The sequence below is a fragment of the Mucilaginibacter ginkgonis genome, from assembly GCF_009754905.2.
GTDB classification, from domain to species: Bacteria; Bacteroidota; Bacteroidia; order Sphingobacteriales; family Sphingobacteriaceae; genus Mucilaginibacter; species Mucilaginibacter ginkgonis.
Window position 1 is genome coordinate 1,921,243 of the sequence record NZ_CP066775.1, and the last position, 25,079, is coordinate 1,946,321.

General features: G+C 43.3%; 28 protein-coding genes and 1 pseudogene. 13 read left to right on the forward strand and 16 right to left on the reverse strand.

Annotated elements, in window-relative coordinates:
- Positions 1–47 precede the first annotated feature (47 nt).
- Complete coding sequence (locus GO620_RS08895) at positions 48–569, forward strand: NADPH-dependent FMN reductase (protein ID WP_157525867.1); 522 nt, start codon at positions 48–50, stop codon at positions 567–569.
- A 50-nt stretch (positions 570–619) separates the two neighbouring features.
- On the forward strand, positions 620–1,939 hold the full coding sequence (locus tag GO620_RS08900; RefSeq protein WP_157525869.1) for a PQQ-dependent sugar dehydrogenase: 1,320 nt from the start codon (positions 620–622) through the stop codon (positions 1,937–1,939).
- Positions 1,940–1,958: 19 nt separating this feature from the next.
- On the opposite strand, the gene GO620_RS08905 is transcribed toward GO620_RS08900, so the two are convergent.
- The gene (locus GO620_RS08905) at positions 1,959–2,444 is read right to left on the reverse strand and encodes a hypothetical protein (RefSeq protein WP_157525871.1); all 486 of its coding nucleotides are present in this window, start codon (positions 2,442–2,444) and stop codon (positions 1,959–1,961) included.
- 114 nt (positions 2,445–2,558) lie between these two features.
- Here GO620_RS08905 and GO620_RS08910 point away from each other — a divergent pair, with 114 nt between their 5' ends.
- Together GO620_RS08910 and GO620_RS08915 are read left to right on the forward strand one after the other, a co-directional pair.
- Positions 2,559–3,287, forward strand: coding sequence for a 3-keto-disaccharide hydrolase (locus tag GO620_RS08910; protein WP_157525873.1), 729 nt, complete (start codon positions 2,559–2,561; stop codon positions 3,285–3,287).
- A 122-nt stretch (positions 3,288–3,409) separates the two neighbouring features.
- On the forward strand, positions 3,410–5,491 hold the full coding sequence (locus tag GO620_RS08915) for a TonB-dependent receptor (protein ID WP_157525875.1): 2,082 nt from the start codon (positions 3,410–3,412) through the stop codon (positions 5,489–5,491).
- Between the two features lie 9 nt (positions 5,492–5,500).
- Here the strand turns inward: GO620_RS08915 and GO620_RS08920 are convergent, their stop codons facing one another.
- A complete protein-coding gene (locus GO620_RS08920) occupies positions 5,501–6,079 on the reverse strand; it encodes an ABC transporter substrate-binding protein (protein WP_157525877.1) in 579 nt (192 codons plus the stop codon).
- 49 nt (positions 6,080–6,128) lie between these two features.
- Here GO620_RS08920 and GO620_RS08925 point away from each other — a divergent pair, with 49 nt between their 5' ends.
- Positions 6,129–6,758, forward strand: coding sequence for a LysE family transporter (locus GO620_RS08925; RefSeq protein WP_157525879.1), 630 nt, complete (start codon positions 6,129–6,131; stop codon positions 6,756–6,758).
- On the opposite strand, the gene GO620_RS08930 is transcribed toward GO620_RS08925, so the two are convergent.
- From GO620_RS08930 to GO620_RS08955, 7 genes and pseudogenes are all read right to left on the reverse strand, one after another.
- A complete protein-coding gene (locus GO620_RS08930) occupies positions 6,742–7,797 on the reverse strand; it encodes a DUF2157 domain-containing protein (protein ID WP_200229809.1) in 1,056 nt (351 codons plus the stop codon). The two genes, GO620_RS08925 and GO620_RS08930, sit on opposite strands and share 17 nt — an antisense overlap.
- Before the next feature lie 72 nt (positions 7,798–7,869).
- Positions 7,870–8,799, reverse strand: coding sequence for a bifunctional riboflavin kinase/FAD synthetase (locus tag GO620_RS08935; RefSeq protein ID WP_157525881.1), 930 nt, complete (start codon positions 8,797–8,799; stop codon positions 7,870–7,872).
- Positions 8,796–9,284, reverse strand: a complete 489-nt coding sequence (locus GO620_RS17215) for an endonuclease domain-containing protein (protein WP_244139489.1) — start codon at positions 9,282–9,284, stop codon at positions 8,796–8,798. Before GO620_RS17215 ends, GO620_RS08935 begins: the two co-directional genes overlap by 4 nt.
- Before the next feature lie 108 nt (positions 9,285–9,392).
- Positions 9,393–10,091: pseudogene (truB, locus tag GO620_RS17220) on the reverse strand (tRNA pseudouridine(55) synthase TruB); the annotation flags it as partial.
- A gap of 138 nt (positions 10,092–10,229) precedes the next feature.
- On the reverse strand, positions 10,230–11,021 hold the full coding sequence (locus tag GO620_RS08945; RefSeq protein ID WP_157525885.1) for an undecaprenyl-diphosphate phosphatase: 792 nt from the start codon (positions 11,019–11,021) through the stop codon (positions 10,230–10,232).
- A complete protein-coding gene (locus GO620_RS08950; protein WP_317198301.1) occupies positions 11,018–11,278 on the reverse strand; it encodes a DUF3098 domain-containing protein in 261 nt (86 codons plus the stop codon). Before GO620_RS08950 ends, GO620_RS08945 begins: the two co-directional genes overlap by 4 nt.
- Position 11,279: 1 nt before the next feature.
- Positions 11,280–12,158 (reverse strand): cell division protein FtsX, encoded by an 879-nt coding sequence (locus GO620_RS08955; protein WP_157525887.1) that lies wholly within the window; start codon positions 12,156–12,158, stop codon positions 11,280–11,282.
- A 172-nt stretch (positions 12,159–12,330) separates the two neighbouring features.
- Between GO620_RS08955 and GO620_RS08960 the strand changes: the two genes are divergently transcribed.
- Together GO620_RS08960 and GO620_RS08965 are read left to right on the forward strand one after the other, a co-directional pair.
- Positions 12,331–12,567, forward strand: a complete 237-nt coding sequence (locus GO620_RS08960; protein ID WP_157525889.1) for a hypothetical protein — start codon at positions 12,331–12,333, stop codon at positions 12,565–12,567.
- A gap of 103 nt (positions 12,568–12,670) precedes the next feature.
- Complete coding sequence (locus tag GO620_RS08965) at positions 12,671–13,306, forward strand: YIP1 family protein (RefSeq protein ID WP_157525891.1); 636 nt, start codon at positions 12,671–12,673, stop codon at positions 13,304–13,306.
- On the opposite strand, the gene GO620_RS08970 is transcribed toward GO620_RS08965, so the two are convergent.
- A complete protein-coding gene (locus tag GO620_RS08970; RefSeq protein WP_157525893.1) occupies positions 13,307–15,103 on the reverse strand; it encodes an ABC transporter ATP-binding protein in 1,797 nt (598 codons plus the stop codon).
- An 82-nt stretch (positions 15,104–15,185) separates the two neighbouring features.
- Positions 15,186–16,001: a tRNA pseudouridine(38-40) synthase TruA gene (truA, locus tag GO620_RS08975; protein ID WP_200229812.1), complete on the reverse strand. Its 816-nt coding sequence runs from the start codon at positions 15,999–16,001 to the stop codon at positions 15,186–15,188.
- 74 nt (positions 16,002–16,075) lie between these two features.
- On the opposite strand from truA, the gene GO620_RS08980 reads away from it, so the two are divergent.
- The 4 genes from GO620_RS08980 (at position 16,076) to GO620_RS08995 (ending at position 18,671) form a co-directional block, all read left to right on the forward strand.
- Complete coding sequence (locus GO620_RS08980; protein WP_157525894.1) at positions 16,076–16,543, forward strand: DUF4293 domain-containing protein; 468 nt, start codon at positions 16,076–16,078, stop codon at positions 16,541–16,543.
- A 375-nt stretch (positions 16,544–16,918) separates the two neighbouring features.
- Positions 16,919–18,112, forward strand: a complete 1,194-nt coding sequence (locus GO620_RS08985; protein WP_198173587.1) for an MFS transporter — start codon at positions 16,919–16,921, stop codon at positions 18,110–18,112.
- A 185-nt stretch (positions 18,113–18,297) separates the two neighbouring features.
- The gene (locus tag GO620_RS08990) at positions 18,298–18,477 is read left to right on the forward strand and encodes a hypothetical protein (RefSeq protein ID WP_157525895.1); all 180 of its coding nucleotides are present in this window, start codon (positions 18,298–18,300) and stop codon (positions 18,475–18,477) included.
- Positions 18,478–18,506: 29 nt separating this feature from the next.
- Complete coding sequence (locus GO620_RS08995) at positions 18,507–18,671, forward strand: hypothetical protein (RefSeq protein ID WP_157525896.1); 165 nt, start codon at positions 18,507–18,509, stop codon at positions 18,669–18,671.
- A gap of 189 nt (positions 18,672–18,860) precedes the next feature.
- Here the strand turns inward: GO620_RS08995 and lpxB are convergent, their stop codons facing one another.
- On the reverse strand, positions 18,861–19,985 hold the full coding sequence (gene lpxB, locus GO620_RS09000) for a lipid-A-disaccharide synthase (RefSeq protein WP_157525897.1): 1,125 nt from the start codon (positions 19,983–19,985) through the stop codon (positions 18,861–18,863).
- Between the two features lie 13 nt (positions 19,986–19,998).
- Positions 19,999–20,748, reverse strand: coding sequence for a DeoR/GlpR family DNA-binding transcription regulator (locus GO620_RS09005; RefSeq protein WP_157525898.1), 750 nt, complete (start codon positions 20,746–20,748; stop codon positions 19,999–20,001).
- Between the two features lie 92 nt (positions 20,749–20,840).
- Here GO620_RS09005 and GO620_RS09010 point away from each other — a divergent pair, with 92 nt between their 5' ends.
- Complete coding sequence (locus GO620_RS09010) at positions 20,841–21,401, forward strand: 5' nucleotidase, NT5C type (protein WP_157525899.1); 561 nt, start codon at positions 20,841–20,843, stop codon at positions 21,399–21,401.
- A 7-nt stretch (positions 21,402–21,408) separates the two neighbouring features.
- Here the strand turns inward: GO620_RS09010 and GO620_RS09015 are convergent, their stop codons facing one another.
- Positions 21,409–21,666, reverse strand: a complete 258-nt coding sequence (locus tag GO620_RS09015) for a hypothetical protein (protein WP_157525900.1) — start codon at positions 21,664–21,666, stop codon at positions 21,409–21,411.
- A gap of 158 nt (positions 21,667–21,824) precedes the next feature.
- On the opposite strand from GO620_RS09015, the gene GO620_RS09020 reads away from it, so the two are divergent.
- Positions 21,825–22,328 carry a hypothetical protein gene (locus tag GO620_RS09020; RefSeq protein WP_157525901.1) on the forward strand — a complete coding sequence of 168 codons (504 nt, stop codon included), beginning with the start codon at positions 21,825–21,827 and terminating at the stop codon, positions 22,326–22,328.
- Between the two features lie 176 nt (positions 22,329–22,504).
- On the opposite strand, the gene surE is transcribed toward GO620_RS09020, so the two are convergent.
- Together surE and odhB are read right to left on the reverse strand one after the other, a co-directional pair.
- Positions 22,505–23,275: a 5'/3'-nucleotidase SurE gene (gene surE, locus GO620_RS09025; protein WP_157525902.1), complete on the reverse strand. Its 771-nt coding sequence runs from the start codon at positions 23,273–23,275 to the stop codon at positions 22,505–22,507.
- 143 nt (positions 23,276–23,418) lie between these two features.
- On the reverse strand, positions 23,419–25,032 hold the full coding sequence (odhB, locus tag GO620_RS09030) for a 2-oxoglutarate dehydrogenase complex dihydrolipoyllysine-residue succinyltransferase (protein ID WP_157525903.1): 1,614 nt from the start codon (positions 25,030–25,032) through the stop codon (positions 23,419–23,421).
- Positions 25,033–25,079: the final 47 nt, after the last annotated feature.

Sequence of the window (25,079 nt, forward strand, 5' to 3'; positions counted from 1 at the left end):
CGGTACCAGTTAACCCGTTTTTCCCACAACTTACAAACAATCTGCAAATGATCACTATAATTTCAGGGACAAACAGGCCTAATAGTTCAACGCTTAAACTGGCTAAGTATTACCAGGAGCAATTGAAGCAGCGTGGTGTAGAGGCCGGGATTTTATCGCTGCAGGATTTGCCGCCATCGATCATCTCAACTGATCTTTATGGGAAGCGAAGTGACGAATTTAAGCCCATTCAAGATATTGTTACCGCTACCGATAAGTTCATCTTTATTATCCCCGAATACAACGGCAGCTTTCCTGGCGTTTTAAAAGTTTTTATGGACGCCTGCGATTTTCCCGGCAGCTTTTATAACAAAAAAGCGGGCCTCGTTGGATTATCGTCTGGTAAATATGGCAACATAAGAGGCATAGATCATTTTACCGGGGTATGCAATTACCTGCACCTGCACGTGCACCCGTTAAAGATCCACATTACGAATGTGAGGCAAGAACTTGATGCGGATGGCCAATTGCACCAGGCAGATACTATTAAATATACCGCTGAACAAATAGATAAGCTGGTAGAGTATTAGACGCAAACATCATGGTGTTTTAAGGGTTAGACTTAAAAGAAGTTACCCTTATGGAATTTTCAAAGCCAATCAGCATAATAGCATTTGTCGTCTTAATAACTGCCTGTTCGCAACCCAAGCCCGACCGCAGCAAAGCCGACACGGTTACAGATAAAGATGGCCAAGCAGTTAACCTGCCTGCGCCGTATGAAACTAAATCTGCCTACAACTTTAGTGATGTAATTGGCTGGAAACAAGGCGAAATGCCTGTCGCACCGGCCGGGTTTAAGGTGAACTTGTTTGCTGACGGTTTACAGAACCCGCGTAATATCTACGTGGCGCAAAATGGCGACATCTTTGTTTCTGAAGCCAACACCGAAGCAAAGGGCGTAAAAAAGAAGGCAGAAAATATAATTGTTGGCAGAAATAAATCTGAAAATTTAGGGACCAGTGCCAATCGCATAACACTATTGAGAGATACCAACGGTGATGGCGTACCGGATACCAAAACTGTATTCTTAAAGAATCTTAACCAGCCTTTCGGTATGCTCATCATTGGGCACAACTTCTACGTAGCCAATACCGATGGCGTTTTGAAATACCCTTACACACCCGGCCAAACAAGTATCACCGCTCCGGGTAAAATGATCGTTAGCCTGCCCGCTGGCGGATACAATAACCATTGGACACGCAACATCCGCACGGATAAAGACAGCACACATATTTATATTGGCGTTGGCAGCGGCAGTAATGTAGGCGAGCATGGGCCCGAAAACGAAATACGCCGTGCCGATGTTTTGGTGGTTGACCTCGAAGGTAAAAATGAACAAGTATACGCCAGCGGCCTGCGTAACCCAGCCGGGCTTGCGTTTCAGCCAGGCACAAATGTCTTGTATGCCGCCGTAAATGAACGCGACGAATTAGGCGACAAGCTTGTGCCCGACTATTTAACCAGCGTTAAAAAGGGAGGATTCTACGGATGGCCTTATGCATATTGGGGCCAGCACGAAGAACCACGGTTGAAAGGCAAAAACCCTGAAATGGTGAAAAAAGCGATCGTACCGGATGTCGATCTTGGGTCGCATACTGCTTCGTTAGGTTTGGCATTTTATACCGGCAGCACCTTCCCTGCAAGATACAAGAATGGCGCTTTCATAGGTCAGCATGGTTCATGGAATAGTTCTAAGCTGGTTGGTTATAAAGTGGTCTTTGTACCGTTTGCTAATACCAAACCCGGCAAGCCCGAAGATTTCTTGACAGGCTTTACCGTTCCCGGCGATGCTAAAAAAGTTCATGGGCGACCTGTTGGTGTGGCGGTTGCTAAAGACGGCTCGCTGTTAGTTGCTGATGATGCCAGTAACCGAATATGGCGCGTGAGTGTTGCCAGGTAACATATATCAGAAGCGTTAGTTATCCTTCATGAGCGGTATGGCTAACGCTTCCTGTTTTTGCGCCTTTGATTTTGATATTTAAAAAATGATCTAAAAAAACCCCACCACCCGTTCCGATATAGTATATCCAAAGCGTATCCGTCTTAGTTATTGGTTTCCCACCAATGATAGTTTTAAGTTGAGTTGTGTCTACACCTTCAATTGTCTTTTTTTCTACCAGATCGTCTGCCATCCTAAATCTGTGTAACGCGTCTTTAGACCATGCTTTTTGGTCAAACTCTTTTTGAGGCTCGTAGAACGTCAGTCCGAGGGCGGCAAAAAAAAGTCCAACGGTGAGAGCGGGAGCAATAACTATTGTAGCTACCAAACTAAATACAATTTGCTCTCTCTGCAGTTGAAAAATTTTTCGACTTAACTTACTTAAGATGTAATACATAAGAAGCGCAACCGGTGTTGTTAACATTAACCATTCCTCGGCCGTTCGAGACCATTCTGTATACTTCATCGACATAAATTTAATGAACAATTTTATGAATAGCGATTCGCCAAACTAATTTTAATTCATAAACGCAATGATTATCTTGCCTTGCCGCAAAACCACGGTATCAACTTTGCAATTATGAAACCTTTTAAATTATTAGCTGCGCTGATCGCTCCCGCGGTTATCGGAATTTCTTCGTGTACGCAACAACCTCAGCATAATACGTTAACCAATGCAGAAAAAAAAGATGGCTGGCATTTGTTGTTTGACGGCGAAAGTTTAAAAGGTTGGCATATTTACAATAAAGGCAATGTTCCGGCCGCATGGGAAGTTAAAGATGGCGAGCTATGGTGTAATACATCCACCAAAAATAAAACCCGCGCCGACCTGACCACTGATAACACATATGAGAATTTTGAAATGAGCTTTGAATGGAAAGTAGGTAAAGGTGGTAATAGCGGTGTGATCTTCGATGTGCAGGAAGATGCCAAATATCCGGCAACTTTCATGACGGGGCCCGAGTACCAGATGCTGGACGACGAGAACTCGGCAGTGCATAAAGGAAACCCGTATCAGATAGCAGGCGCTTTATACAATGTTATCCCTACCAATGGCGCTGCAAAACCTGTACCCTTTGGCCAATGGAACCAGTCAAAGTTTGAGCAAAAGAACGGCAAGCTTACTTTTTGGCTCAATGGGAAAAAGACACTAGAAGCCGATATGAACGCCGAAAGCTGGAAGGAAGCCATTCAAAAGGGCAACATGAAATTTTACCCGGATTTCGGCAAGTTCACTAAAGGGAAGATTACTTTACAGGATCATAACGACTTGGTTTATTTTAGGGACATTAAGATCAAAGAATTGTAGTTTGCTAACTTGCAGAAAAAGTAAATGTCATGCTGAGGCTCTCGAAGCAACATTTACATTTTATGGTAAGGCCATCGCACCATGCTTCGAGAGCCTCAGCATGACATCCTAATAAAAAACCGATGGCTACGGTCTATACTCTGTTGTTTTTATTGTTGGCAACAACCTGTGCCAACGCACAATTCAAAAAGGACACCCTTAAAACAAATACTACCCATAAGCTCAAAGAAGTTTTAGTCCGGGGCTATTTATCTGCGCAGCCCGCCATTAGCGTTCCTGCATCGGTAAGCGTGATAGGCCAGGCGCAGATCAAATTACAGCAAGAAAATTCGCTGGTTAGCACCATAAATACTGTTCCGGGAGTACGAATGGAAGAGCGTACACCCGGCAGTTACCGTTTGTCTATTCGCGGCAGTTTGTTGCGATCGCCTTTCGGTGTACGCGATGTTAAAGTTTATTACGACGAATTACCGCTGACAGATGCCGGCGGAAACACCTACTTAAACGCAATAGATTTTAACTCTGTTAAAGGTATTGAGGTGCTAAAGGGCCCCGACGGCAGTTTGTTTGGCGCCAACTCGGGCGGGGTGGTCATTATAAATCCCGCAAGTTACAACAGCAAGGGAACAACTGGCGAAGTTGGCATTAATGCGGGATCTTATGCATTGGTACATGAGCATGCAAGCGTTAGCAGTGGTTCGATCAATAACCAGTTTAGCTTTAATCAGGCTTATCAAACTTATCGAGGCTACCGCGAACACAGCTACATGCAGCGGCACTACATCCAGGCCGCAAACAAATGGCAATACGCTACTAGTAACAGTTTAAAAGTACTTGGCTTTTATAGCGACCTAAATTATCAGACACCAGGCGGGTTAACGCTTGTACAATACAATGCAAACCCTGCGTTATCGCGGCAGGCTACTCCTACCCTACCTTCGGCTATTGCGCAGAATATTGGCGTCACTACCAGACTGCTTTTTGGTGGATTGGTGAATGAAACACGTCTTAATACCCGATTGAGAAACGTGGCGGCCATCTTTGGTAACCACACCTATTTTTCCAATCCTTTCATCACTAATTATGAGGAGCGCAATGAGAACACATTTGGCGTACGAACTTATTTTGAATACAGCGGTATTAAAAAACCGAATTATAACTGGAACATCGATCTTGGTCTAGAATGGTCTCAAACCAACGCTGACATTAATAATTATGGCAACCACGGTGGCATGAAAGACACCACTCAAACTGCCGACCGGATAAATACAAATCAGCATTTCTTTTTTACGCGCTACGCCACAGACTTTTTTAAGAGGCTTCACACCGAAGCGGCACTTAGCCTCAACTATTACAGTTATCAATTCAAAAATATATACCCGCTCAACCAACAAAGTTTTATACCGCGCAACTTTTCCCCGCAGCTAATGCCAAGGTTGGCATTGTCTTATCAGATAACCGATAACTTTACGTGGCGCGCATCTATAAGCCGTGGCTACTCTACACCAACGACAGCAGAGATCCGCCCGACGAATAACATTATCAACAGATCACTAAACGCGCAATTTGGAGTAAACTATGAAACAGGGTTTCGCCTGCGCGATAAGTTTGACAGGTTCATGGTGGATGCATCCGTTTTTTATTATCGATTGAATAATGCCATAGTTCGCCAGTTAAATACCGACGAAACGGAATATTATATTAACGCGGGAGGTACCAAACAACCCGGATTTGAATTTTACAGCACGGCTTGGATCATCAGGCAAAACACAGAGCACATTGTAAGGGGGCTTCAAATAAGTGAGTCCCTCACGCTTAGCGATTTTACTTTCGCTAATTACAACGTAGCCGGGGTTAATTATAGCGGCAATGCGCTTACCGGCGTCCCAAAGCAAGTAAGCATCACGGACTTGCAGCTATTATTGCCTAAAGAGATTAGTGTTTATGTACAGCACAATTACACTTCCGGCTTGCCATTGAATGATGCGAATTCTGTTTATGCTGACCATTACAATCTATTGCAGGCAAAAGCGTCCTGGACTTATAAATTATCTACAAGGAATGCGCTAGAGGTTGATATTGGGGCCGATAACTTATTAAACCAAAAATACAGTTTGGGTAACGACCTTAATGCCGTTGGCAACCGTTACTATAACGCGGCGCCGTTGCGAAATTATTTTATTGGCGTTAACGTGAGGTTCTAAATTTTCCGTTTACATATCGAACCTCACCCAGCCCTGTCCTTCGTAACCAAAAATAAATTGTTTAGGGTTGATGATCTCTGCCAGGATTTCAAGTGAATCCACAATCCGCGCCCTCGGCTGGTAGAAATATTGATTGCCGTCTGCAATATATACACGGTTGTTTTTCACCGCCGCAAGTTCACTAAAGCCTTTTTGATCTAATAAGGAAGTCATTTGCTTCATCGTATCCTCTATCGTGTTATTTTGGGGCGCTACGACAATGATCTCCGGGTTGGTTTCAATCAGACTTTCCCAAGCAGAGCCCGAATATAGGTTGGTATTAACCATCATTCCACCGGCTGCACTTATTAACCTAAGAAGGCTATTACCTGCATGTTCTGTAAAATCTAATGTGTTGATAAACGCGACTGATGGCTTCCTTTCAATGAACTTAAGCTTGTGTTGCACAATATCTACCCTATCCTGCAACTCTTCTATAAACCGGGGGTTGGCATCCTCTTCAGAAAGCCCCTGTATCGCCAAGTCCATTATCTCTTGTCCGCCACTTACCATAATTGATGCAAAGAAAACGGCAAAATCATTTCCCAAAGAATAATGTTTACATTAAGTTTAAAATGCTGTTATATCTTTGGTTCCGATGCTCTTCTTAACCTTCTTTATCGGCCTCATTGCAAACTTTATTGGGTACATCCCGCCGGGTAACATCAACCTTACGCTGGTACAGCTCACCATAAACCGCGGCATGAAGCAGGCGCTTCAGTTTATCGGCGCGTTTTCATTCATAGAATTCTTTTTTACCTACTTTATTATGCATGCTGCCGACTGGCTAAGCAGCCAGATGCATTTAGACACAATAATAGATTTTGTAATGATTGGGCTATTTGGTGTTTTAGGTACCATCACCTGGATAAACCGTAACAAGCCTGCCAAAAAAGAATATTCTGAAACCGCAAGCATCAAGTATGGCATTTTACTGGGTTTTTTAAATCCTATGCAGATACCTTTTTGGTTGATTGCGGGCACTTATGTTATCAGCCACGAATGGATAGAGCCAACACGTTTGGGCTTGTTTATCTTTAGCTTAGGCTCTGCCGGAGGCGCGTTTTTATGTTTACTTATCTATGCCGAGTTTGCCAAATACATTCAAAGCAAATTTGATTTGAGTACTAAAGTCATCAATGTAGCCATTGCGATACTGTTCTTTTCTTTCGCGGCCTACCACGTGTTTAAGCTGGTTTATATCACCTTCTTTAAGCACCACCATTAGGCTTACTGCGCACGTTCCATATTTTTTCTGCCTTGCGGCCAATAAGCCAGAACGATAAAGCCAATATGGCGAAGAATAGCGCTTTATTGGTGTGGTCCCAAAAGTATTCGAAGTATTTTGTGTAGATGAAAATGATAAAAAAGGTAATACCAAATTCGCGGGCTATTACATCTTTCTTTTGCAAGCCGTACAACAGGAATAGTCCGGCTACCACGCCTGAGATTATCCCCCAATAAAATAAAGTGATCTGTTTAACCGGCCACCAGGCGTTGATGTTGCCATAGTTACCAAAAATGCTTAGCAGCCATAAAGAAATAAACAGATAAAGTAATCCGCAAACGTACGTTAGCTCATAGAAGTAAGAGAACCATTTACTGCCCCGCAATAAGCGGCAGGCTGTGACTAATATTATTCCGAAGGCTACAAACCGTAAGGGATAATTCATCCCCAGAAAATAATCGCTCCAATGCGTTTGATAGCCGGTTTCCGTTCCAAACCAGCTCCCCAAAGATATCAATGCGAAAAGCCATATCAGCCTCGAATTGAGCCTTTTCCCTAAAACTCCATAAACGAAAACACTAAGAAGAAACAGTAATGAGTAGTGACCATAACGCTCATCGAAGGTTTTACCCAGATAAGCTATACAGCAAGCTGTGAATAACACACCCGTGAATATAACCGCCTCATTGCTGAAAACCCGCTCTGGTTTCGTTTTCTCTAACCGACGCCCCCAGTAAAACAACGCGGCAGCGGCGACAGCCGACAAAATGCTGATCATGATGTCGGGCGTGTAATACAGCTTCTTTAGCAGATTGATTACAGCATCATTAACAATGAGATAGGCAAATGAAGCACCGCCACAGATAAGCGCAACCCAAAACGAATATTTCGCAAGGCGCATCCAGTCGAATCCTTTTACCTCGTAAGAGTTACGGAGTTTTTCGGCCGTTATATTATCTATAAGTTGGTCGCGCTCCCAAACGCCGATCGCCTTATGTAAAAAGTCGCTCTCCTGTTTATCGAGATTAAGTTTAGGCACCGCTAGTTATTTACTGATCATTAATCTTACTAAGAACACCTTGCCTCACAACATTTACTCCTAATGAATAACTTAATTACCCAGTAACTTAATAACTGTTTTTTTGTCCTCGCCTAATTGTACAACTAATTCATCTAATGAAGGGAATTTTATATCCTCGCGGACAAAATGCAAGAACTGCACGCGAACGGTTTGATTATAGATATCTTCATCGAAGTCAAATATATTTACTTCGATGTTACGTGTCATGCCGTTAATTGTCGGGCGGTGGCCAATGTAAGCCATCCCTTTATAAGCCGCGTTATTAATAGTTACCAATACAGCGTAAATGCCGTCGCCCGGAATAAGTTTATATTGCTCCTCGACAAGTAAGTTAGCTGTAGGGTACCCAAGCTGACGGCCCAGTTGATCGCCTTTGATCACTTTCCCATTAATAAAAAACGGATAGCCAAGGCACTGATTGGCCAGGTTTATATCTCCTTGCAAGATGGCCTGCCTTATTCTTGTAGAACTCACCGCTACGGTATCAACGTCTTGTTCCGGTATTTCGGTAACATTGTAGCCATATACAGGCGCCAGGCGTTGCAGATCGGCAAGCCCGCCTAAACGGTCCTTTCCAAAACGATGATCATAACCTATTACGATATTCTTAGTACCGATCTTCTGCACCAAAACATCACGGATATATTCTTCAGCTGTTTGGTTAGAAAAATCCCGGGAAAAAGGTGTTATGATCAAATGATTCAGTCCTAGCTCTTCCAGTAATGCTGCTTTTTCCGCAATGGTGGTGATGAGCTTTATACTTTCATCTTCCGGACGCAGTATCATTCGGGGATGCGGAAAAAAAGTTAAAATTACCGACTCGCCGCCGGTTTCTTTTGCCAGGTCTATAATTCTGCTAATAATCTCGCGATGACCCTGATGGACCCCATCAAAGGTGCCAATGGTAACAATTGCATTTGCTACAGGGATAAAGTCATTGATGTTATGATAGGTTTTCATGGTTGAACCTCCTCACTGTGACTAATGGCATCGTCATTAAAATCCGCCCCACCCAAACCCTCCCCCGATGGGAGGGCTTTTCTTTGAGGTGTGTTATTTATTTTAGTCACTATAAAATTAAACACCTTATCAGGAGATATCAGAACATCTGCGTTCTTAATTCGGACTATTTCGAACCCAAGATCGCTTAAAATTTCAGTTCTTAAATCGTCAGCTTCTGAGGTGAATTTATGATACTCCCCATCGACCTCAAAAACAAGCATCTTTTGCAAACAAACAAAATCAGCAATGTAATTTCCAATAACGTGTTGCCGTCTGATTTTAAACCCTGTGGTGTTGCCTCTTAATAATTGCCATAAAACGTTTTCGGCTTCAGTGGGCTGATGCCTGTTTGAACGGCTAAAAGCTTTTAAGGTCTCGTAGTTTGCCGCATCAGCATTTTCTCTATAACCACTAACCTTATCAGATGGCGTAAGCCCTCCCATCGGGGGAGGGTTTGGGTGGGGCAATTTGTCATCAACACTTTCCGGATTTTCAAACCCTCCCTCCCGGGGAGGGCTTAGGTGGGGCAATGATCCTGCGTTGATATTTTTTTCTTTCAATGCCCGAATCTCTCCAACCATTTCCATGATCTCCCTCGCGTTTTCAATTCTAAAGCTACCGCTGCGGGTGCGGCGAAGTTTAGAAAGATAGGCACCGTTATTTAGCGCGCGGCCAAAATCATAGACCAACGAGCGGATGTAAGTTCCTTTACTGCATATCACTCTAAACTGCACCTCCGGCATCTCAATGTTGGTGATCTCGAACTCTGAGATGGTAACCGTTCGAGATTTTAGTTCGACTTCTTCGCCACGGCGGGCTTTTTCATACAAGCGCTCACCCCCTACTTTTATGGCAGAATGAGCAGGCGGATATTGTTGTATTGCGCCGATAAATTGCTTTGCCACATTTTCAATGTCGTCCGCTGTGATGCCAGATGTATCAAAACGCTCATCGACCTCGGTTTCCATGTCATAAGACGGCGTTGTTGCGCCAAGGATAAGGGTGCCGGTGTACTCTTTCTCTTCGGCTTGGAACGTATCTATTTGCTTGGTCATTTTGCCGGTGCAAACAATAAGTAAACCGGTAGCCAACGGATCTAATGTACCCGCATGGCCGACCTTTAATTTCAATGGCTTGAATGCGTTTCGTAGCTTTCCCACCACATCGAAACTGGTCCATTTGTACGGCTTGTTTATTAGGAGCAATTTGCCGTCGGCAAAGCTCTGTAGTGTATTTTCTGAAGTAGACAAATTTTGATATAAAGTACAAAGGTAATGAAACGTTATGGTTGAACTGATTTGACCATGTCGCTCTTATCTCAAATTAGCAACATTAATAAACAAAAAAAGACGCAATGATTGCGTCTTCTTAATGATATCTCGGCCTTGTTATATAACCTCTAAGGTATGACCGCTTAAATAAATGGCAATAATCAATCCGCCAATCAGGATCCGGTAAACACCGAACAACCGGAAGCCTCTTTTCTCTAAAAAGGTAATAAAAGTTTTGATAGCCAATAATGCCACGATAAACGCGACAAAATTACCAATCGCCAATAATTTAATTTTCTCGCCGCTAAAAACATGGCCCTCTTTGTGGAAATCCCAAAGCTTTTTTGCAGTCGCTGCAAACATGGTCGGCACCGCCAGAAAGAATGAAAATTCTGCCGCAGCCGTACGCGACAATTTTTGCGACATACCGCCAACTATACTTGCAGCAGAACGGGATGTACCCGGGATCATGGCGAGACATTGAAACAACCCGATCTTGAACCCCGTAAGGTTGCTGATATTTTTTTCTTCTGTTACAACGGGCTTATTAAACCACTTGTCTACAAACAACAGGATAATGCCGCCAAGAAAGAGAGTAATGCCCACAGTTAATGCGCTGTCTAACAACGCATCAATTTTCTTCGCAAATAGCAAACCGAATATGGCTGCAGGTATAAACGCGATAAGCAGCTTGATGTAAAAATTAAAGTCGCGGAAGAAACGTTTGTAGTACAGCACTATTACAGATAGAATTGCCCCTAACTGAATGGCTACGGTAAACAGTTTTACAAAGTCGCCCTTGTCACCCATTACAGACTCGGCAATGATCATATGCCCGGTTGAAGATATGGGCAAAAACTCCGTAAGGCCTTCAATAATGGCCAGTATGATCACATGTATCAGGCTCATGCCTTTGTCCCCGGCTTTTTAAGAATAGCATAAAATGCTAAACCAAAACCTGCAAGCACTACTAATGGCGCTATCACTATTTTGGTATTGCTGTAAATGTCTGTGTTGCCGCTCATTAGAATAAAGCCTAGTACCACAATGGCCACGCTTATAGCCAGTAATTTATAGTTCGAGTTGTCGAAAATAAATTGTACAGGCTGCATTTTCTTCTCTTCGGGTTTAGGCGCCACAACAGGGCGAGTATATTTTTGTGCCATATTATCTGTATAACTGGTATATTTTTAAACGTAAAAATCTGTTAACTGCCAAAAAGGTGCTTAATCCTGAAATGAGAATACCTAAACCAACCACGATCAAAAATACTATACCAAATTCGTAGTAATTCTGTAGGATCACCAGATCGGGAATCTGTTTTATGGCCAGTGCAAGGGTACCTACTAAAATGATGATCGCTATCAATGCACCCAATAATCCATGCCAGATGCCGTATAGTAAAAACGGCTTGCGGATAAATGCTTTAGTAGCACCTACAAGCTGCATAGATTTGATTAGGAAGCGCTGCGAATAAATGGCCAGCCTGATGGTATTATTGATGAGCGCTACTGAGACAACTACCCAAATGCCGGCGAATGCTAAGATGATAAGGGTAATAGAACCCAAGTTTTGGTTCATCTTGTCGACCAGATTTGCCTGGTAACGCACCTCTTTAACCAGCGGGTTTTTCATCAACTGAGCCTTGAAGCGTTCTATATTGGCATTGTTGGCGTAGTCTGCCTTTAGATACACATCTATAGATTCTGAAAGCGGGTTTACACCCAGGAATTTAATAAAATCTTCGCCAAGCTCTTTTTGCAAGTTCCGGGCCGCTGTCTCTTTAGTTACGTATACAGCTTGCTTTACCTGCAGATTTGTTTCCAGTTGCTTCTGCAATTGGATCACATCGGTTTCGCGGGCGGTTTCGTCTACATATACGTTCACCACCAGGTTTTCCTTAACGTAACGCGACAACCTGTTTGCATGCACCAATATCAAGCCCAATAAACCAACCATCAGCAGCACCATTGCGATACCGAAAACGGTAGATATGTATATCGTTTTGGTTTTTTTAGCTGCCGAACTGGCTTCAAATTCTTCCATAAATTTTCTGGTAAACCGCAAAAATACAATTACAGCCTTAAAGGTAAAATTTAAAAGTTATTAATACGTCTGCCGAGATGCGGCGTAACAAGTTTTAACATTTATTAACGGATTGAACGTCGCGGCTAAACATTTTACGGTCACCTATGGTTGTAAGAGAAACTGTAATACAATGACTAAGCCAGCCAACAATTCAAATAAACCATCGCCATCTGATACACCAACTGACCGCCCAAACGACAAAGGGCATAAAAGCGTCTTGAAAGAGAGGGACAAAAAATACGATGGCGATGATGCCAATTTCGGTAACGTTAACAAGCAGTACCGTGAGGATGGTGAACCGGTGCACCCAATAAAAAATCCACCTACCGAACAAAAAGGACAGGAAGAGGGCAAAGTGCAGCCGTAAGTTGCACTTTGCGTACCAGGTTAAATTATTTAATATTAGCAATACCCTCTAGTATTGGTTTTAATATTCTGGTTTCATAAATTGCTTGCACTTGCAAGCCTCTATGACCAATCTTTACCGCGCCGTTTTATCTAATCTCTTAATCAAGCCAAAGAAAGCGTTTAAGCTTATTAAGAGGTATGATCTTGACAAATACCAATTTTACTTCCTAATACTCATCGGCATAACTAATGTCATTCATCGTGACTTTTTAAAACTGTCCGACATAAATAATAATTTTTGGCCTCGCGAATTTGTTCTGATTTTGGTTGGTGCACTAATTGGCTGGGTTGGCATTTATATTTATTCTTATCTCATCTATTTAACAGGAAAGTGGTTTGGAGGACATGGCGATCAATCACAAATATTTAACATGTTGAGTTATGCTGCAGTTCCTGGCATTCTTATATTAATGATCTCGCTGATCGCGATAATTATATTAAGAGTTTTAAATTTTTCTGTGGCAGACTATAATGTTCAACAACACATTTGGGGGGACGACTACTTCGCTATCATACAAACCGTTAAATACAGTGTCAACTTTATTGCCTGGTGTCATTTCATACTTACAATTATTGGCTTAACGGTATTCCAGGGATTTGGCATTGGCAAAAGCATTGCGAATGTTCTAGCGGCACTTATGATCATCATTTTACCGATCGCACTATTTGTGTTAGCACTGCGCTTACACCACCACTAATTATCGCTCTATCCCCGCCGAGTTAAATTGCAGGTCGTAAAGTTTACGGTAAAGGCCATCTTCAATCCGTAGCAGATCCTGATGGCTGCCCATCTCTTTGATCTCGCCATGATCCAGTACTATGATCTTATCAGCCTTTTGAATGGTTGATAAGCGGTGAGCGATGACAATAGCCGTTCTGCCTTCCATCAATTTGTTGATGGCATTCTGGATAAGCACTTCCGTTTCGGTATCAACGGATGATGTTGCCTCGTCCAGGACCAATATCGACGGGTCATATACCAATGCCCTTATAAAAGAAATTAATTGTGCCTGGCCTGACGACAAGGTCGCTCCCCGCTCCATTACATTATATTGGTATCCGCCAGGCAAGCGTTCAATAAAATCATGCGCACCCACATCTTTGGCTGCCTTAACTATTTCCTCTAAGCTTATATCCGGATTATTTAAGCTGATATTATTGGCGATGGTATCTGAGAAAAGGAACACATCTTGTATCACCGTCGCGATTTTCGACCGCAAGAAATTTACATCGTAATCGCGGATGTCCACACCATCAACCTTCGCTTTGCCTTTACCGATCTCATAAAAACGGTTCAGAATATTGATAGTTGACGATTTACCGGCCCCTGTCGCGCCAACCAAAGCTAATGTCTCTCCGGGCTTAACATGGAAGCTAATGTCTTTGAGTACCCAGTTGTCGTCGTTATACGCAAACCAAACATCTTCAAATTCTATCTCGCCACGCAGTTCGCCACTACGTATCTGCCCGTTATTTATGGCAACTTCGTCGGTATCCAGAACCTTAAAAATACGGTCGGCACCCACCATACCCATTTGCAGCGTATTGAATTTATCTGCCAGCTGGCGTATCGGCCTGAACAGTAAGTTGAGCAACGAGATGAACGCAACAATTAACCCCGGCGTAATTCCTTTTTTTGAAGCTGATATTGATGCCAGTTCGCCGTCAGACAAGATTCGCTTGCAACCATACCATACTAATAGCCCCATGCAAACCGCGAACAGGATTTCTACCACCGGGAAAAAGATAGAGTAATACCAATTTGAGCGGATGTTAGCATCGCGATACTTTTCATTTACTTCTTTAAACTTGCGCATCTCCTGCTCTTCGCGTGCGAAATACTGAATGATGCTAACACCCGAGATGTGTTCCTGCAGAAAGGTATTTAAGCGCGCCACCTGCGTCCGCACTTCCTGGAAAGAAGACTTGATAGCCTCCTTAAAAACATAAGTTGCCAGGATCAAAAACGGCAGCGGCACAAGTGTGATGAGCGTTAGCTTCCAGTCTTGTATCAGCATGTAAGTGATCACCGAGACTAGAAGCAGCATATCACCCGCGATCGAAATCAATCCTTCAGAAAATATATCGGCGATAGTTTCCAGGTCAGATACGGTACGCGTGATCAAAACACCGATCGGTGTCTTATCAAAAAACTTTAACCGCAGACTCATTACGTGGTTGAAAATATCCATGCGCAGGTCTTTGATCACAGATTGGCCTAAGGCATTTGTCATATAGGTTTGGTAATACTGAGCTACTGTTTGCAATGCCAGTTGCCCTATCATTAGCGACACCATAAAAACCATACCGTTATAATTACCAACAACGATATAATTATCCAGCGTACGCTGAATCAATATTGGTTGAATAAGGGCTACAACCGCCAGAAAGATCGTTAGAAAAGCCGCAAGGCCAAACGTTAATTTATACGGCTTAACGTAATGCATTACGCGCCGCATCAAACCCCAATCTATCGCGTTACCTGTTACTGCCATACCCCCTTGACCCCCTAAAGGGGGGATTTCTTAATTGTGTATATTAAAATATCGTCCATCAAAGCTAATAATTTTGTCCCCTTCAGGGGGTTAAGGGATACGGGTATTTCACCTCTGTTAAATACAATCCGCAGGCAGGTACAGATGTACCGGCATTACTGCGGTTTTTGCTCTCAATGATCTGTCTTATCGCTTCCGGCTCTATTTCCTTTTTGCCAACCATTATCAAAGTGCCGACAATTGCACGTACCATATTACGCAGAAATCTGTCTGCAGAGATATGAAAAACAATCCCGTTTTCGTTTTCAAGCCACTCAGCCCGGGTAATCTTACAATTATTTGTGAACACTTGCGTATTTGATTTGCTAAAACAGCTAAAGTCAGTGTACTGCTTAATTATCTCCGCTCCCTTATTCATTAAATCAACATCAGGCCTCGACTTAAGCAGCCACGAGTACCTTGTTTTGAACGGATCCTTTTTAAAATGCACATGATATTCGTAAGACCGTTGCGTTGCATCAAACCGGGCATGAGCATTCGCATGAACAGGCAAAATGCCTTTAACGGCGATATCATACGGGAGTAAAGCATTGATACTGTCACCCCCCCGCCCCCTAAAGGGGGAGACTCGGTCTTCACGCCCGCTTCCGTTAACAAAATTTTCTTCAACCCGTTTACTGGGTTGAGGTTTATAGTCGAAATGCGCATAAAGCTGTTTTGCGTGTACACCCGTATCTGTTCTGCCGGCGCCGGTGGTTTCAATCGGCTGTCTTAGGTAAGTGCTTAAAGCTTTATTTAATATTTCCTGAATACTTATGGCATTCTCTTGCACTTGCCAACCGTGGTAATTGGTACCATCATAAGCCAGTTCAATAAAATATCGTTGCAAGGTTTCCACAGCCGGGCAAATGTACTAAACACAGAGTACGCTTTACGTAAACAATATTATCTTTACGGCATTTATAAAGCACTATGATACAAAGAATACAAACCGTTTACCTGTTTTTTGCAGGCTTATTAATATTCGCGCTTTTCTTTTTCCCGTTAGCTCACCACGTGTACGTAAACAACGTACCGTCAATGATAAAGGTTACGGGCATTTACCAGGATAACGGCAGCCAGCAAATGCAAACACAAAGTTTTACAGCGCTTACCATTGCAACCGCTGTAGTAGCTTTAGTGCCGATTGTGATCATTTTCTTATTCAGGAACCGCAAACGCCAGGCAAATTTCTGCTACCTGGCAATGGCAATTATAATTGGATACAGCTTTTGGACAGCACAAACGGTGAAAAACGTTGTTGGCGATATCGTGTTAGGCACCAATAACCTTGGCATTGGTATATTTCTAAGCTGTATAAGCATTTTTCTGCTTATTATGGCCATGAAGGCCATCAGGAAAGATGATGCCTTAGTGCGCTCTGCAGACCGGTTGCGTTAAATAACCTGAAATTTTTTTAATCCTGCACATAGGTGCGGGATTTTTTATGCAAGTATGTTTGGTTTACCAAACTCCTAAAAACAGTAAAGCCTCCTGATGGGCAGGAGGCCTTTACTAACCAATTATAAACCTAAATTATGAGAAGACTATTTCGTTATCGTTTCCGATGGTGTAAAAGTAACACTAAGTTTCAATACTGCAAAATTTTTTTGTAAAATATTTTCAATGCGCTACAGTAAATGTTGCCATCCTAAAAACGTTTATTGCGTTTAATTGCCTATAATGCAACTTTTACCATTTAAAGTGGATGTTAAAACATTTATCCGTCCAAAATTTTAACACAACTTTAACACTTACACAATAGCACTTCTATTAATGCCTACTAACAATAACTCCCATAAGCCCGAACTCACGCCTTTTCTTTTATGGCTAATGACCATCACAACGGCTATTGTGGTCGGCAACATTTACTATAGTCAGCCATTGCTCGGCGATATTGCTAAAGACCTGCATATAAATAACAGCAAGGCCGGCCAGGTATCCATGTTTACGCAGATCGGTTATGCCACCGGTTTATTATTTATCATCCCGCTTGGTGATATGTTCAGGCGGAAACGGCTAATGCTTATCGATCTGGCTGTTGTTACCGTATCGCTTATTGGCGTGGCTACAGCGACCAATATTTACGTTTTGTTTATCACAAGCTTTTTAGTAGGCCTTACCACCGTAATTCCGCAGTTACTTATACCAATGGTAGCACATTTGGCCAAACCCGAAGAGCGTGGTAAAAAGATAGGCTTTATCATGAGCGGATTGCTGATCGGTATTTTGCTGTCGCGAACTTTAAGCGGTTTTGTGGGCGAACATTTTGGCTGGCGCGCAATCTTTTACGCTGCCGCTGTAATGATGGTCATTATCTGGCTGCTCATATATTGGAAACTGCCAGAGGTTGCCCCTACTTATGCAGGCACCTATAGTGACTTAATGAAATCGCTTAAAGACTTGTTTATCGCCGAGCCCAAACTCAGGCTGGCTTCGTTTCGCGGAGCTCTATTGTTTGCTGCTTTCAGCGCGTTTTGGTCAACACTTGTATTTCTTTTGAAACAGCCTCCCTTAAACCAGGGAAGCGCCGTAGCCGGCGCGTTTGGTTTGGTAGGAGCTTTTGGTGCACTTGCCGCAGGGTTAATGGGGCGCCTAAGCGATAAGGTCGATGCGTTCAAGCTATCTGCATTTACTATACTGATGGTTACCGTTTCTTTCATTGTATATTATTTTTCATCGGCCAGCATTGCAGGGCTTATTATAGGTGTGATATTAATGGACATCGGCGTTCAGGCCACACACATTTCCAACCAGGCCATAATTTTCGCTTTAAACCCCGATGCACGGAACCGTATCAACACTATCTACATGGTGTCTTATTTCGTAGGCGGATCTGCAGGTACATTTGCCGCAAGCCTGGTATGGGGAGGTTTCGGCTGGGCGGGTGTGTGCGGTATTGGTACAATACTGTCTGTTATCGTACTTTTTGTACATCTGGTTAACCGCAAAAAAATGCAGACGGCCTAACCACCATTTCCTTTCGTATCAGCTTAACCGGAATTTTTTTAAAATTTCTTCATACACACTAAAATGGGTTTCTGATGCTCGTATCAGTGTTTTCGAACCTTCATGACACCATGCTAAATAGTTAATTGCGACACCAATTAATTTTTTGGCATTGTATTGGCATAACCTCTATCAAATAAGTTAAGATGATACTTTCAGGCAATACAAACCCGGACGAACAGCAAGAGTGGGAGAACCCGCAAAACCCCGAGCAGCCTGAAGACCATCGCGAAGAAGAACAACTGGCCAGGCAACACGAAGAAGCTAAAAGAAGAAAAGACAACCTGACCGAGACCGATCACATAGACAAAGAACAAAAAAATTAAAAAATATTCAACCTTAAGAAATTACAGTTATGACAACTCAAAACACAAAAACCGTTAGCAAATTAGTGTCTCGTTTCGACAACGAATTAAAAAAACTGATCCTTCAAGATCTTAAAGCTATCAACCGCACTAAAAATCAGGTATTGGACAAAATAACCAACAGCGTTGCGGTTAACCGCCTATCAGTAGCTTAAGCACATCATCTACCTATATATATTCTACAACATCAATCTGTGAAAAACGATAAAGCCCCGCGGTTTCCGCGAGGCTTTATTTTTATAGCTGTCCCGTCACTGCGAGAAATGCCATGACGAAGCAATCTCCGATCTCCATAGCGTTGAATAGCTTTAAGATTACCTCGAGTTTGCGTTACCCAATAACGATCATTTTATCGATGAAGAATTATTTACATACTTAACTATTAACCCGGCAGTCTTAGCGGATGCACCCGGCTCTCCCATTTTCAGATCAAGTTCGTCATAATTTGCCAGCATGGCTGAACGGTAAGTTTGATCTTTCAGTAAACGATCTAGTTCGGCAGAAATATGGATTGTATCGCAATCTTCCTGAATAAGTTCCTTTACGACCAACTTATCCATAATAAGATTCACCAGGGATATATAATTCAACTTTACAAAAATGCGCGCTAAGCCGATGAACAACGGACTGGCTTTATAGACCACCACCTGCGGAACATCAAACAATGCTGTCTCCAGCGTTGCCGTACCAGAGGCTACGATAGCCGCCTGCGCATTAACCAGCAGATCATAAGTAGCATTAAATATAATGGGTAGCTTAGTGACGCTGAAAAACTGATCGTAATACGCTGCATCAAAAGATGGAGCGCCTGCCACAACAAATTGATAAGCGGGTAACTTATCAACTACCGACAGCATTACCGGGAGCAACCTTACTATTTCCTGCTTACGACTGCCGGGAAGCAGGGCGACCATTGGTTTTTCTTCAAGTTTATATTTTGGTAAGAATGTTTGATCAGGTGTAAAAGCGGCGATAGCGTCTAACAACGGATTGCCCACATAGTCTACCTCCATTCCCCAGCTTTTGTAAAAATCAACCTCGAAAGGAAGAATGCAAAACAGGTGGTCAACCACCCGTTTAATTTTTAATACGCGTTTTTGGTTCCAGGCCCAAACTTTTGGTGATATATAAAAGCAGGTAAGCAAACCGTTATTCTTTGCAAACTCCGCTATCTTCAAATTAAAACCCGGGAAATCAATAAGGATAACCACATCAGGCTGCCAGTTTGAAATATCTTTTTTGCAGGCGGCCATGTTTTTGGCTATGGTGCGAATGTTCATGACTACTTCCACCACGCCCATATAAGCCATTTCAGCGTAGTGTTTCACCAATATGCCGCCTTGAGCTTGCATCAGGTCGCCGCCAAAGAAACGAAACTCTGCCTCCCTGTCTATCAGCTTCAGTTCTTTCATTAGATTGGCGCCGTGGAGGTCGCCCGATGCCTCACCGGCCACCAGGTAGTATTTCATTGCTGCAATTTACTTATTTGATAAGAATGCCTGCTTCTTTAAAGGCTGTGAGATCGTAAGAGGTTGGTTCCTTTTCGGTTATTAACACGTCAACACTATTAGCCGCGGCAATGTAGAACGGATTGCTCTGCCCTATCTTATCCGATGTAAACAAGGCGATAATGTATCGCGAAGTTTCTATCATGGCCCGCTTCACCATACTGTCTTCATAATCTAAGCCTGTGATTCCTGTAGTCAAGTCAATATTACAGATGCCTAACAAACATACATCGGCCCTGATTTTACGGATGGCCTCTATTGTTTCATACCCATGTGTCGATGCCGTTCTGTGATCAAGCTTGCCGCCAATGAACATTACCTCAATTTTATCGAAATCTTCCAATGCTGTCGCCACCGGAAAACTGTTGGTGATCACCGTCAGTGGCATATCCTTTGGCAATGTTTGCGCCGCGGCAACGGTAGTGGTGCCCGAGTCGATCAGAATAACCTGATGCGGCTTGATAAACTCAACTAACTTTTGGGCGATGATCTGCTTCTCTTTAATTTCTATTTGTTGCCGTTCTTTAAATGGTGGCGGCAACGGCGACTGATGGATCGCTCCGCCCCGTACAGCTTTTAATAAACCCTTATCAGACAGCTCTTTAATATCCCTGCGGACAGTGTCGGTTGACACTTTAAGCGTGGCGCTTAGCTCGTCAAGCACTACCTTATTGTGCTTAACAACCTGTTCCATAATTAAGTTTAAGCGCTCTTCTTTAAGCATATTCAAAGGTAACAAAAAATTAACCTGCAACAACATGCAATTTAATTTGCAATAATTTGCAATATTAAATTTTAATTGCATAAAATTGCAATATGGAAAAACGTAAGATAATCGCCATTGATATGGATGGCGTTTTGGCCGATACCGACCAACATTTTTTAACCTGGTATGAGCGCGATTATGGTGTACGCATGCCTTACGAAAGTTTATTGGGAAAACCCGAATATGAGGCCTTCCCGGTAGAGGGCGCTATCCGCAAGATGGTATTCACTCCGGGGTTTTTTCGCACGCTCCCGGTAATGGATGGCGCGGTGGAAGCCGTAAAAAGTTTAATGCAAGATTATAATGTCTTCATTGTTTCAGCAGCGATGGAGTTTCCAAATTCCTTGAATGAGAAGTATGATTGGCTAGCCCAACATTTTCCGTTTATAAGTTGGAAGAACATTGTGTTTTGCGGCGACAAAAGCATTATCGATGCCGATTACCTGATAGACGATCATTGTAAAAACCTGGACAACTTTAAAGGAAAGCCGCTAATGTTCCATTCGGCACATAACGTAAATCAAAATCATCACCAACGCGTAAAAACATGGGCCGAAGTGCTAACGGCTATCAAAGAGCATCATCACGGAATTATAGAAAAAATTGACTAGAAGTCTACTATACCCTGTTGATAAACAAGATCATCAGCAAGAAAATAAAACTAACAAGCATAACTCCGCGCGTCGTTTTTTCTGCGCCGTTCTTATGATAGGTCCTGATTAGGACGAGATTGATCAAAATCGCAGTGAAATAAGGGATCACCGGCTTGTTCATAAAAACCAGTGTGCTGTACCAAACATGAAAGGTAAGCCATGACAGCACCGGGAAAATGGCGCCGACAAGCAGCCCAAGATAGAAGTTGTTGAATTTAAACATTATTCAATATTGTCATTGCGAGGCACGAAGCAATCTCATAGCTAATGCCCCCTTAAAAAGATTGCCGCACAACCTCGCAGCAGTTCGTAATGAACGAGGATATGCGCAAAAGTAGGCTAATCTAACCTTAATCCTTGTTTGTTTTATTACATTACGGCATGAAGATATTATATGCTTTCACGATAGCGCTATTGTTAACCACAACAGCTAATGCACAAAAATATATCCCGCAAATAAAACAGGGCTCGGTACTATCTTACCAGGCACACGCCAACGCTTTAGGGCAAAGTTTACCATTTACATTGACCATTCTTAATGCCGATAGCACACTGACCATGCAATGGCTACTTGCGGGGTATGGTACCGGTAAGTTTGTAATAGCAGCAAGCGCGATACAAAGCGCAAACAAGATTGGTTTCAAGCAACCGGAGCCGGACGAGATTACGAAACTTAAGGACAATGAGACTTTAGTAACTGTATCTAAAACCGTTTTTAAAGACCTGACAGAAAAGAAATCCTTCACGTTAAATGGTCGCAATTTCACAGTTACACAGGACAATACCGACTTTAAGATAAATGACAAAGTTGCCGATGTCTTCTACGCGGTGGATGATAAAGGCAAAACCAAATTGTGGATATTGAATACCCGGCTTTCCCATTGATATGCCGCTTGACAGGCAGTCCGCAGGGCATTGATCTGGAGCTAACGGGGGTAAAGGAGTAGCCACGCGAACAAAATTTCATGTCATGCCGAACTTGTTTCGGCATCCCAAAAGTAGGTTTACAACTTGCAAGTGAGATCCCGAATCAAGTTCGGGATGACTTCTTATTTGGGGGATCAAAACTCCCAACTATTCAACAGCGGAATGGCGTGATGCGCGGTCATGTCAAACTGCACAGGTACAACGGAAGCGTAGCCATTTGCTAAAGCCCAGCAATCTGTATCCTCTCCTGTTTCATTCAGTTCAAATACCCCTGAAGACCAGTAATAAGGTCTTTTATACGGATCTATGCGCTGCTCAAATTCTTCGGCCCATTTGGCATCAGCCTGACGGCAGATCTTTATGCCTTTTATACCATTACCACTTGGAAAATTCACGTTAAGCACCGTTCCTAAAGGCAAGCCATTTTTTAATACTTGTTGCGCTAGCTGTTTAACCCATTTTAAGCAATGGCTAAAATCGGCTTGCATGGTATAATCATCCAATGAGAAACCGATCGACGGAATCTTTTCAATCCCGCCTTCAACCGCAGCCGACATAGTTCCGGAATATAAAACGTTGATGCTGTTATTCAATCCATGGTTAATCCCGGAAACGCACAAGTCTGGCTTCTTGCCTTTTAAGATTGTATTAACAGCAAGTTTAACGCAATCTACAGGCGTACCTGAGCAGGCGTAAGCTTCTATACCCTCATATACATTCACTTTATCCAGGCGCAAAGGTTTGCCTATCGTGATGGCATGCCCCATACCGGATTGCGGACTGTCCGGCGCTACTACCACTACCCTACCCAGTTCTTTCATTACACCCATCAGGGCTTTTATACCCGGCGCGGTTACGCCGTCGTCATTTACTACTAATATGGTGGGTTTGGTTTGCTTGCTCATTTAGAATCAATTTTTAAGATGTCATGCTGAGGCTCTCGAAGCATGGCGCGCAGGGTGTAAAATAAAAAAGCAAATGTTGCTTCGAGTGCCTCAGCATGACATTTGCTTTTAAGTCCTCCCCTTTAAGGGAAGATTTCGGTGGGTTATACCCCTAATAATAACCTCGTTGGGTCTTCCAATAATTGTTTTACTCTTACCAGAAAGCTTACCGACTCGCGGCCGTCTATCACGCGGTGATCGTATGATAATGCGATATACATCATCGGGCGGATAACAACCTGCCCGTTAACGGCAACCGGGCGCTCAATAATATTATGCATACCTAAAATAGCCGACTGCGGAGAATTGATGATAGGTGTAGACATCATGGAACCGAACACACCACCATTAGTAATGGTAAATGTTCCGCCGGTCATTTCTTCAATGGTCAGCTTGTTTTCACGGGCTTTTGTAGCCAGGTTAACTACTTCTTTCTCAATATCAGCTAGTCCCATTTGATCTGCATTGCGGATCACCGGAACCACTAAACCACGCGGCGCGGATACAGCGATAGAAACATCTACATAGTCGCTGTAAACAATTTCGTCGTTCTCGATGCGGGCGCCAACGGCCGGCCATTCGCTCAACGCTTCGCACACAGCTTTGGTGAAGAAAGACATAAAGCCTAAACCTACGCCATGCTTTTCTTTGAATTTATCCTTGTATTTAGCGCGGATGTCCATTATAGGTTGCATGTCAACCTCGTTAAAAGTAGTTAGCATGGCGGTTTCGTTCTTTACAGAAACCAGGCGCTTAGCAATGGTTTTACGCAGAGACGACATCTTTTCGCGGCGCTCATTACGTGCACCGGCAACTTTAGGAGCTGGTGATGCGGCCGCCGGAGCAGCTTGCGGTTTAGCAGCCTGCGCTGCTTGCTTGGCACCCCCTTGCGGACTTTCATCAGCTTTAAGGGCGTCTTCTTTAGTAATGCGGCCGCCTACACCGTTACCGGTAACAGATTTTGGATCGACACCTTTTTCCGCCAGTATTTTGGCAGCCGCTGGTGACGGTGTACCGCTTGCGTAAGTTTTAGTAGCAGTGGTAGGAGCAGTTGCAGTTTCGGCAGACGGCTGAGTGCCACTGCCGCTATTTGCTGCTACCGGGTGTGGAGCAGCGCCAACGGCAACAGAGCAAACCACAGCACCAATAGCAAGGGTATCTCCCTCTTTAGCCTGGGTCTGTAAAACACCTGGCTTTTCTGCAGTCAATTCAAATGTTGCCTTGTCGGATTCTAATTCGGCAATGGCTTCATCCATTTCAACGGTGTCGCCGTCTTTTTTGATCCAGCGCGACAAGGTTACTTCTGTAATAGATTCGCCAACCGGCGGAACCTTAATTTCTATAGAACCACCCGCAGCTGCTGCAACAGGTGCCGCAGGCGCTTTATCGGCTTGTGCCGGGGGCGCAGGTGATGTTGCTTCTTTTTCTTGCTCTTCTTCCTGGGTCGGGGTCTCAGTTGCCGAGCCACCATGAGGGGCCGAAGATCCTTCTTCGATGCTGGCTACTACCGCGCCAATTGGCAGCGTGTCGCCTTCATTAACTTTTGTATTTAAAGTCCCTGCTTTTTCCGCAGTCAGTTCGAACGTTGCTTTGTCCGATTCTAATTCTGCTATCACTTCATCCATCTCCACCGCGTCGCCATTCTTTTTCAACCAACGCGACAGGGTAACTTCTGTAATTGATTCGCCAACCGGCGGGACTTTAATTTCTAAACTCATGTTATGGTTTATTTGTGAATAGTAAGCAGTAAAGGTTAAATTTATTT

What these genes read in the sequence shown, in the direction of transcription:
- GO620_RS08895 (WP_157525867.1), top strand. Translation starts at nt 48, where the DNA reads ATGATCACTATAATTTCAGGGACAAACAGGCCTAATAGTTCAACGCTT.
- GO620_RS08900 (WP_157525869.1), top strand. Translation starts at nt 620, where the DNA reads ATGGAATTTTCAAAGCCAATCAGCATAATAGCATTTGTCGTCTTAATA.
- GO620_RS08905 (WP_157525871.1), bottom strand. Translation starts at nt 2,444, where the DNA reads ATGAAGTATACAGAATGGTCTCGAACGGCCGAGGAATGGTTAATGTTA.
- GO620_RS08910 (WP_157525873.1), top strand. Translation starts at nt 2,559, where the DNA reads ATGAAACCTTTTAAATTATTAGCTGCGCTGATCGCTCCCGCGGTTATC.
- GO620_RS08915 (WP_157525875.1), top strand. Translation starts at nt 3,410, where the DNA reads ATGGCTACGGTCTATACTCTGTTGTTTTTATTGTTGGCAACAACCTGT.
- GO620_RS08925 (WP_157525879.1), top strand. Translation starts at nt 6,129, where the DNA reads ATGCTCTTCTTAACCTTCTTTATCGGCCTCATTGCAAACTTTATTGGG.
- GO620_RS08935 (WP_157525881.1), bottom strand. Translation starts at nt 8,799, where the DNA reads ATGAAAACCTATCATAACATCAATGACTTTATCCCTGTAGCAAATGCA.
- GO620_RS17215 (WP_244139489.1), bottom strand. Translation starts at nt 9,284, where the DNA reads ATGGGAGGGCTTACGCCATCTGATAAGGTTAGTGGTTATAGAGAAAAT.
- GO620_RS08945 (WP_157525885.1), bottom strand. Translation starts at nt 11,021, where the DNA reads ATGAGCCTGATACATGTGATCATACTGGCCATTATTGAAGGCCTTACG.
- GO620_RS08950 (WP_317198301.1), bottom strand. Translation starts at nt 11,278, where the DNA reads ATGGCACAAAAATATACTCGCCCTGTTGTGGCGCCTAAACCCGAAGAG.
- GO620_RS08955 (WP_157525887.1), bottom strand. Translation starts at nt 12,158, where the DNA reads ATGGAAGAATTTGAAGCCAGTTCGGCAGCTAAAAAAACCAAAACGATA.
- GO620_RS08960 (WP_157525889.1), top strand. Translation starts at nt 12,331, where the DNA reads ATGACTAAGCCAGCCAACAATTCAAATAAACCATCGCCATCTGATACA.
- GO620_RS08965 (WP_157525891.1), top strand. Translation starts at nt 12,671, where the DNA reads ATGACCAATCTTTACCGCGCCGTTTTATCTAATCTCTTAATCAAGCCA.
- GO620_RS08970 (WP_157525893.1), bottom strand. Translation starts at nt 15,103, where the DNA reads ATGGCAGTAACAGGTAACGCGATAGATTGGGGTTTGATGCGGCGCGTA.
- GO620_RS08980 (WP_157525894.1), top strand. Translation starts at nt 16,076, where the DNA reads ATGATACAAAGAATACAAACCGTTTACCTGTTTTTTGCAGGCTTATTA.
- GO620_RS08985 (WP_198173587.1), top strand. Translation starts at nt 16,919, where the DNA reads ATGCCTACTAACAATAACTCCCATAAGCCCGAACTCACGCCTTTTCTT.
- GO620_RS08990 (WP_157525895.1), top strand. Translation starts at nt 18,298, where the DNA reads ATGATACTTTCAGGCAATACAAACCCGGACGAACAGCAAGAGTGGGAG.
- GO620_RS08995 (WP_157525896.1), top strand. Translation starts at nt 18,507, where the DNA reads ATGACAACTCAAAACACAAAAACCGTTAGCAAATTAGTGTCTCGTTTC.
- lpxB (WP_157525897.1), bottom strand. Translation starts at nt 19,985, where the DNA reads ATGAAATACTACCTGGTGGCCGGTGAGGCATCGGGCGACCTCCACGGC.
- GO620_RS09005 (WP_157525898.1), bottom strand. Translation starts at nt 20,748, where the DNA reads ATGCTTAAAGAAGAGCGCTTAAACTTAATTATGGAACAGGTTGTTAAG.
- GO620_RS09010 (WP_157525899.1), top strand. Translation starts at nt 20,841, where the DNA reads ATGGAAAAACGTAAGATAATCGCCATTGATATGGATGGCGTTTTGGCC.
- GO620_RS09015 (WP_157525900.1), bottom strand. Translation starts at nt 21,666, where the DNA reads ATGTTTAAATTCAACAACTTCTATCTTGGGCTGCTTGTCGGCGCCATT.
- GO620_RS09020 (WP_157525901.1), top strand. Translation starts at nt 21,825, where the DNA reads ATGAAGATATTATATGCTTTCACGATAGCGCTATTGTTAACCACAACA.
- surE (WP_157525902.1), bottom strand. Translation starts at nt 23,275, where the DNA reads ATGAGCAAGCAAACCAAACCCACCATATTAGTAGTAAATGACGACGGC.
- odhB (WP_157525903.1), bottom strand. Translation starts at nt 25,032, where the DNA reads ATGAGTTTAGAAATTAAAGTCCCGCCGGTTGGCGAATCAATTACAGAA.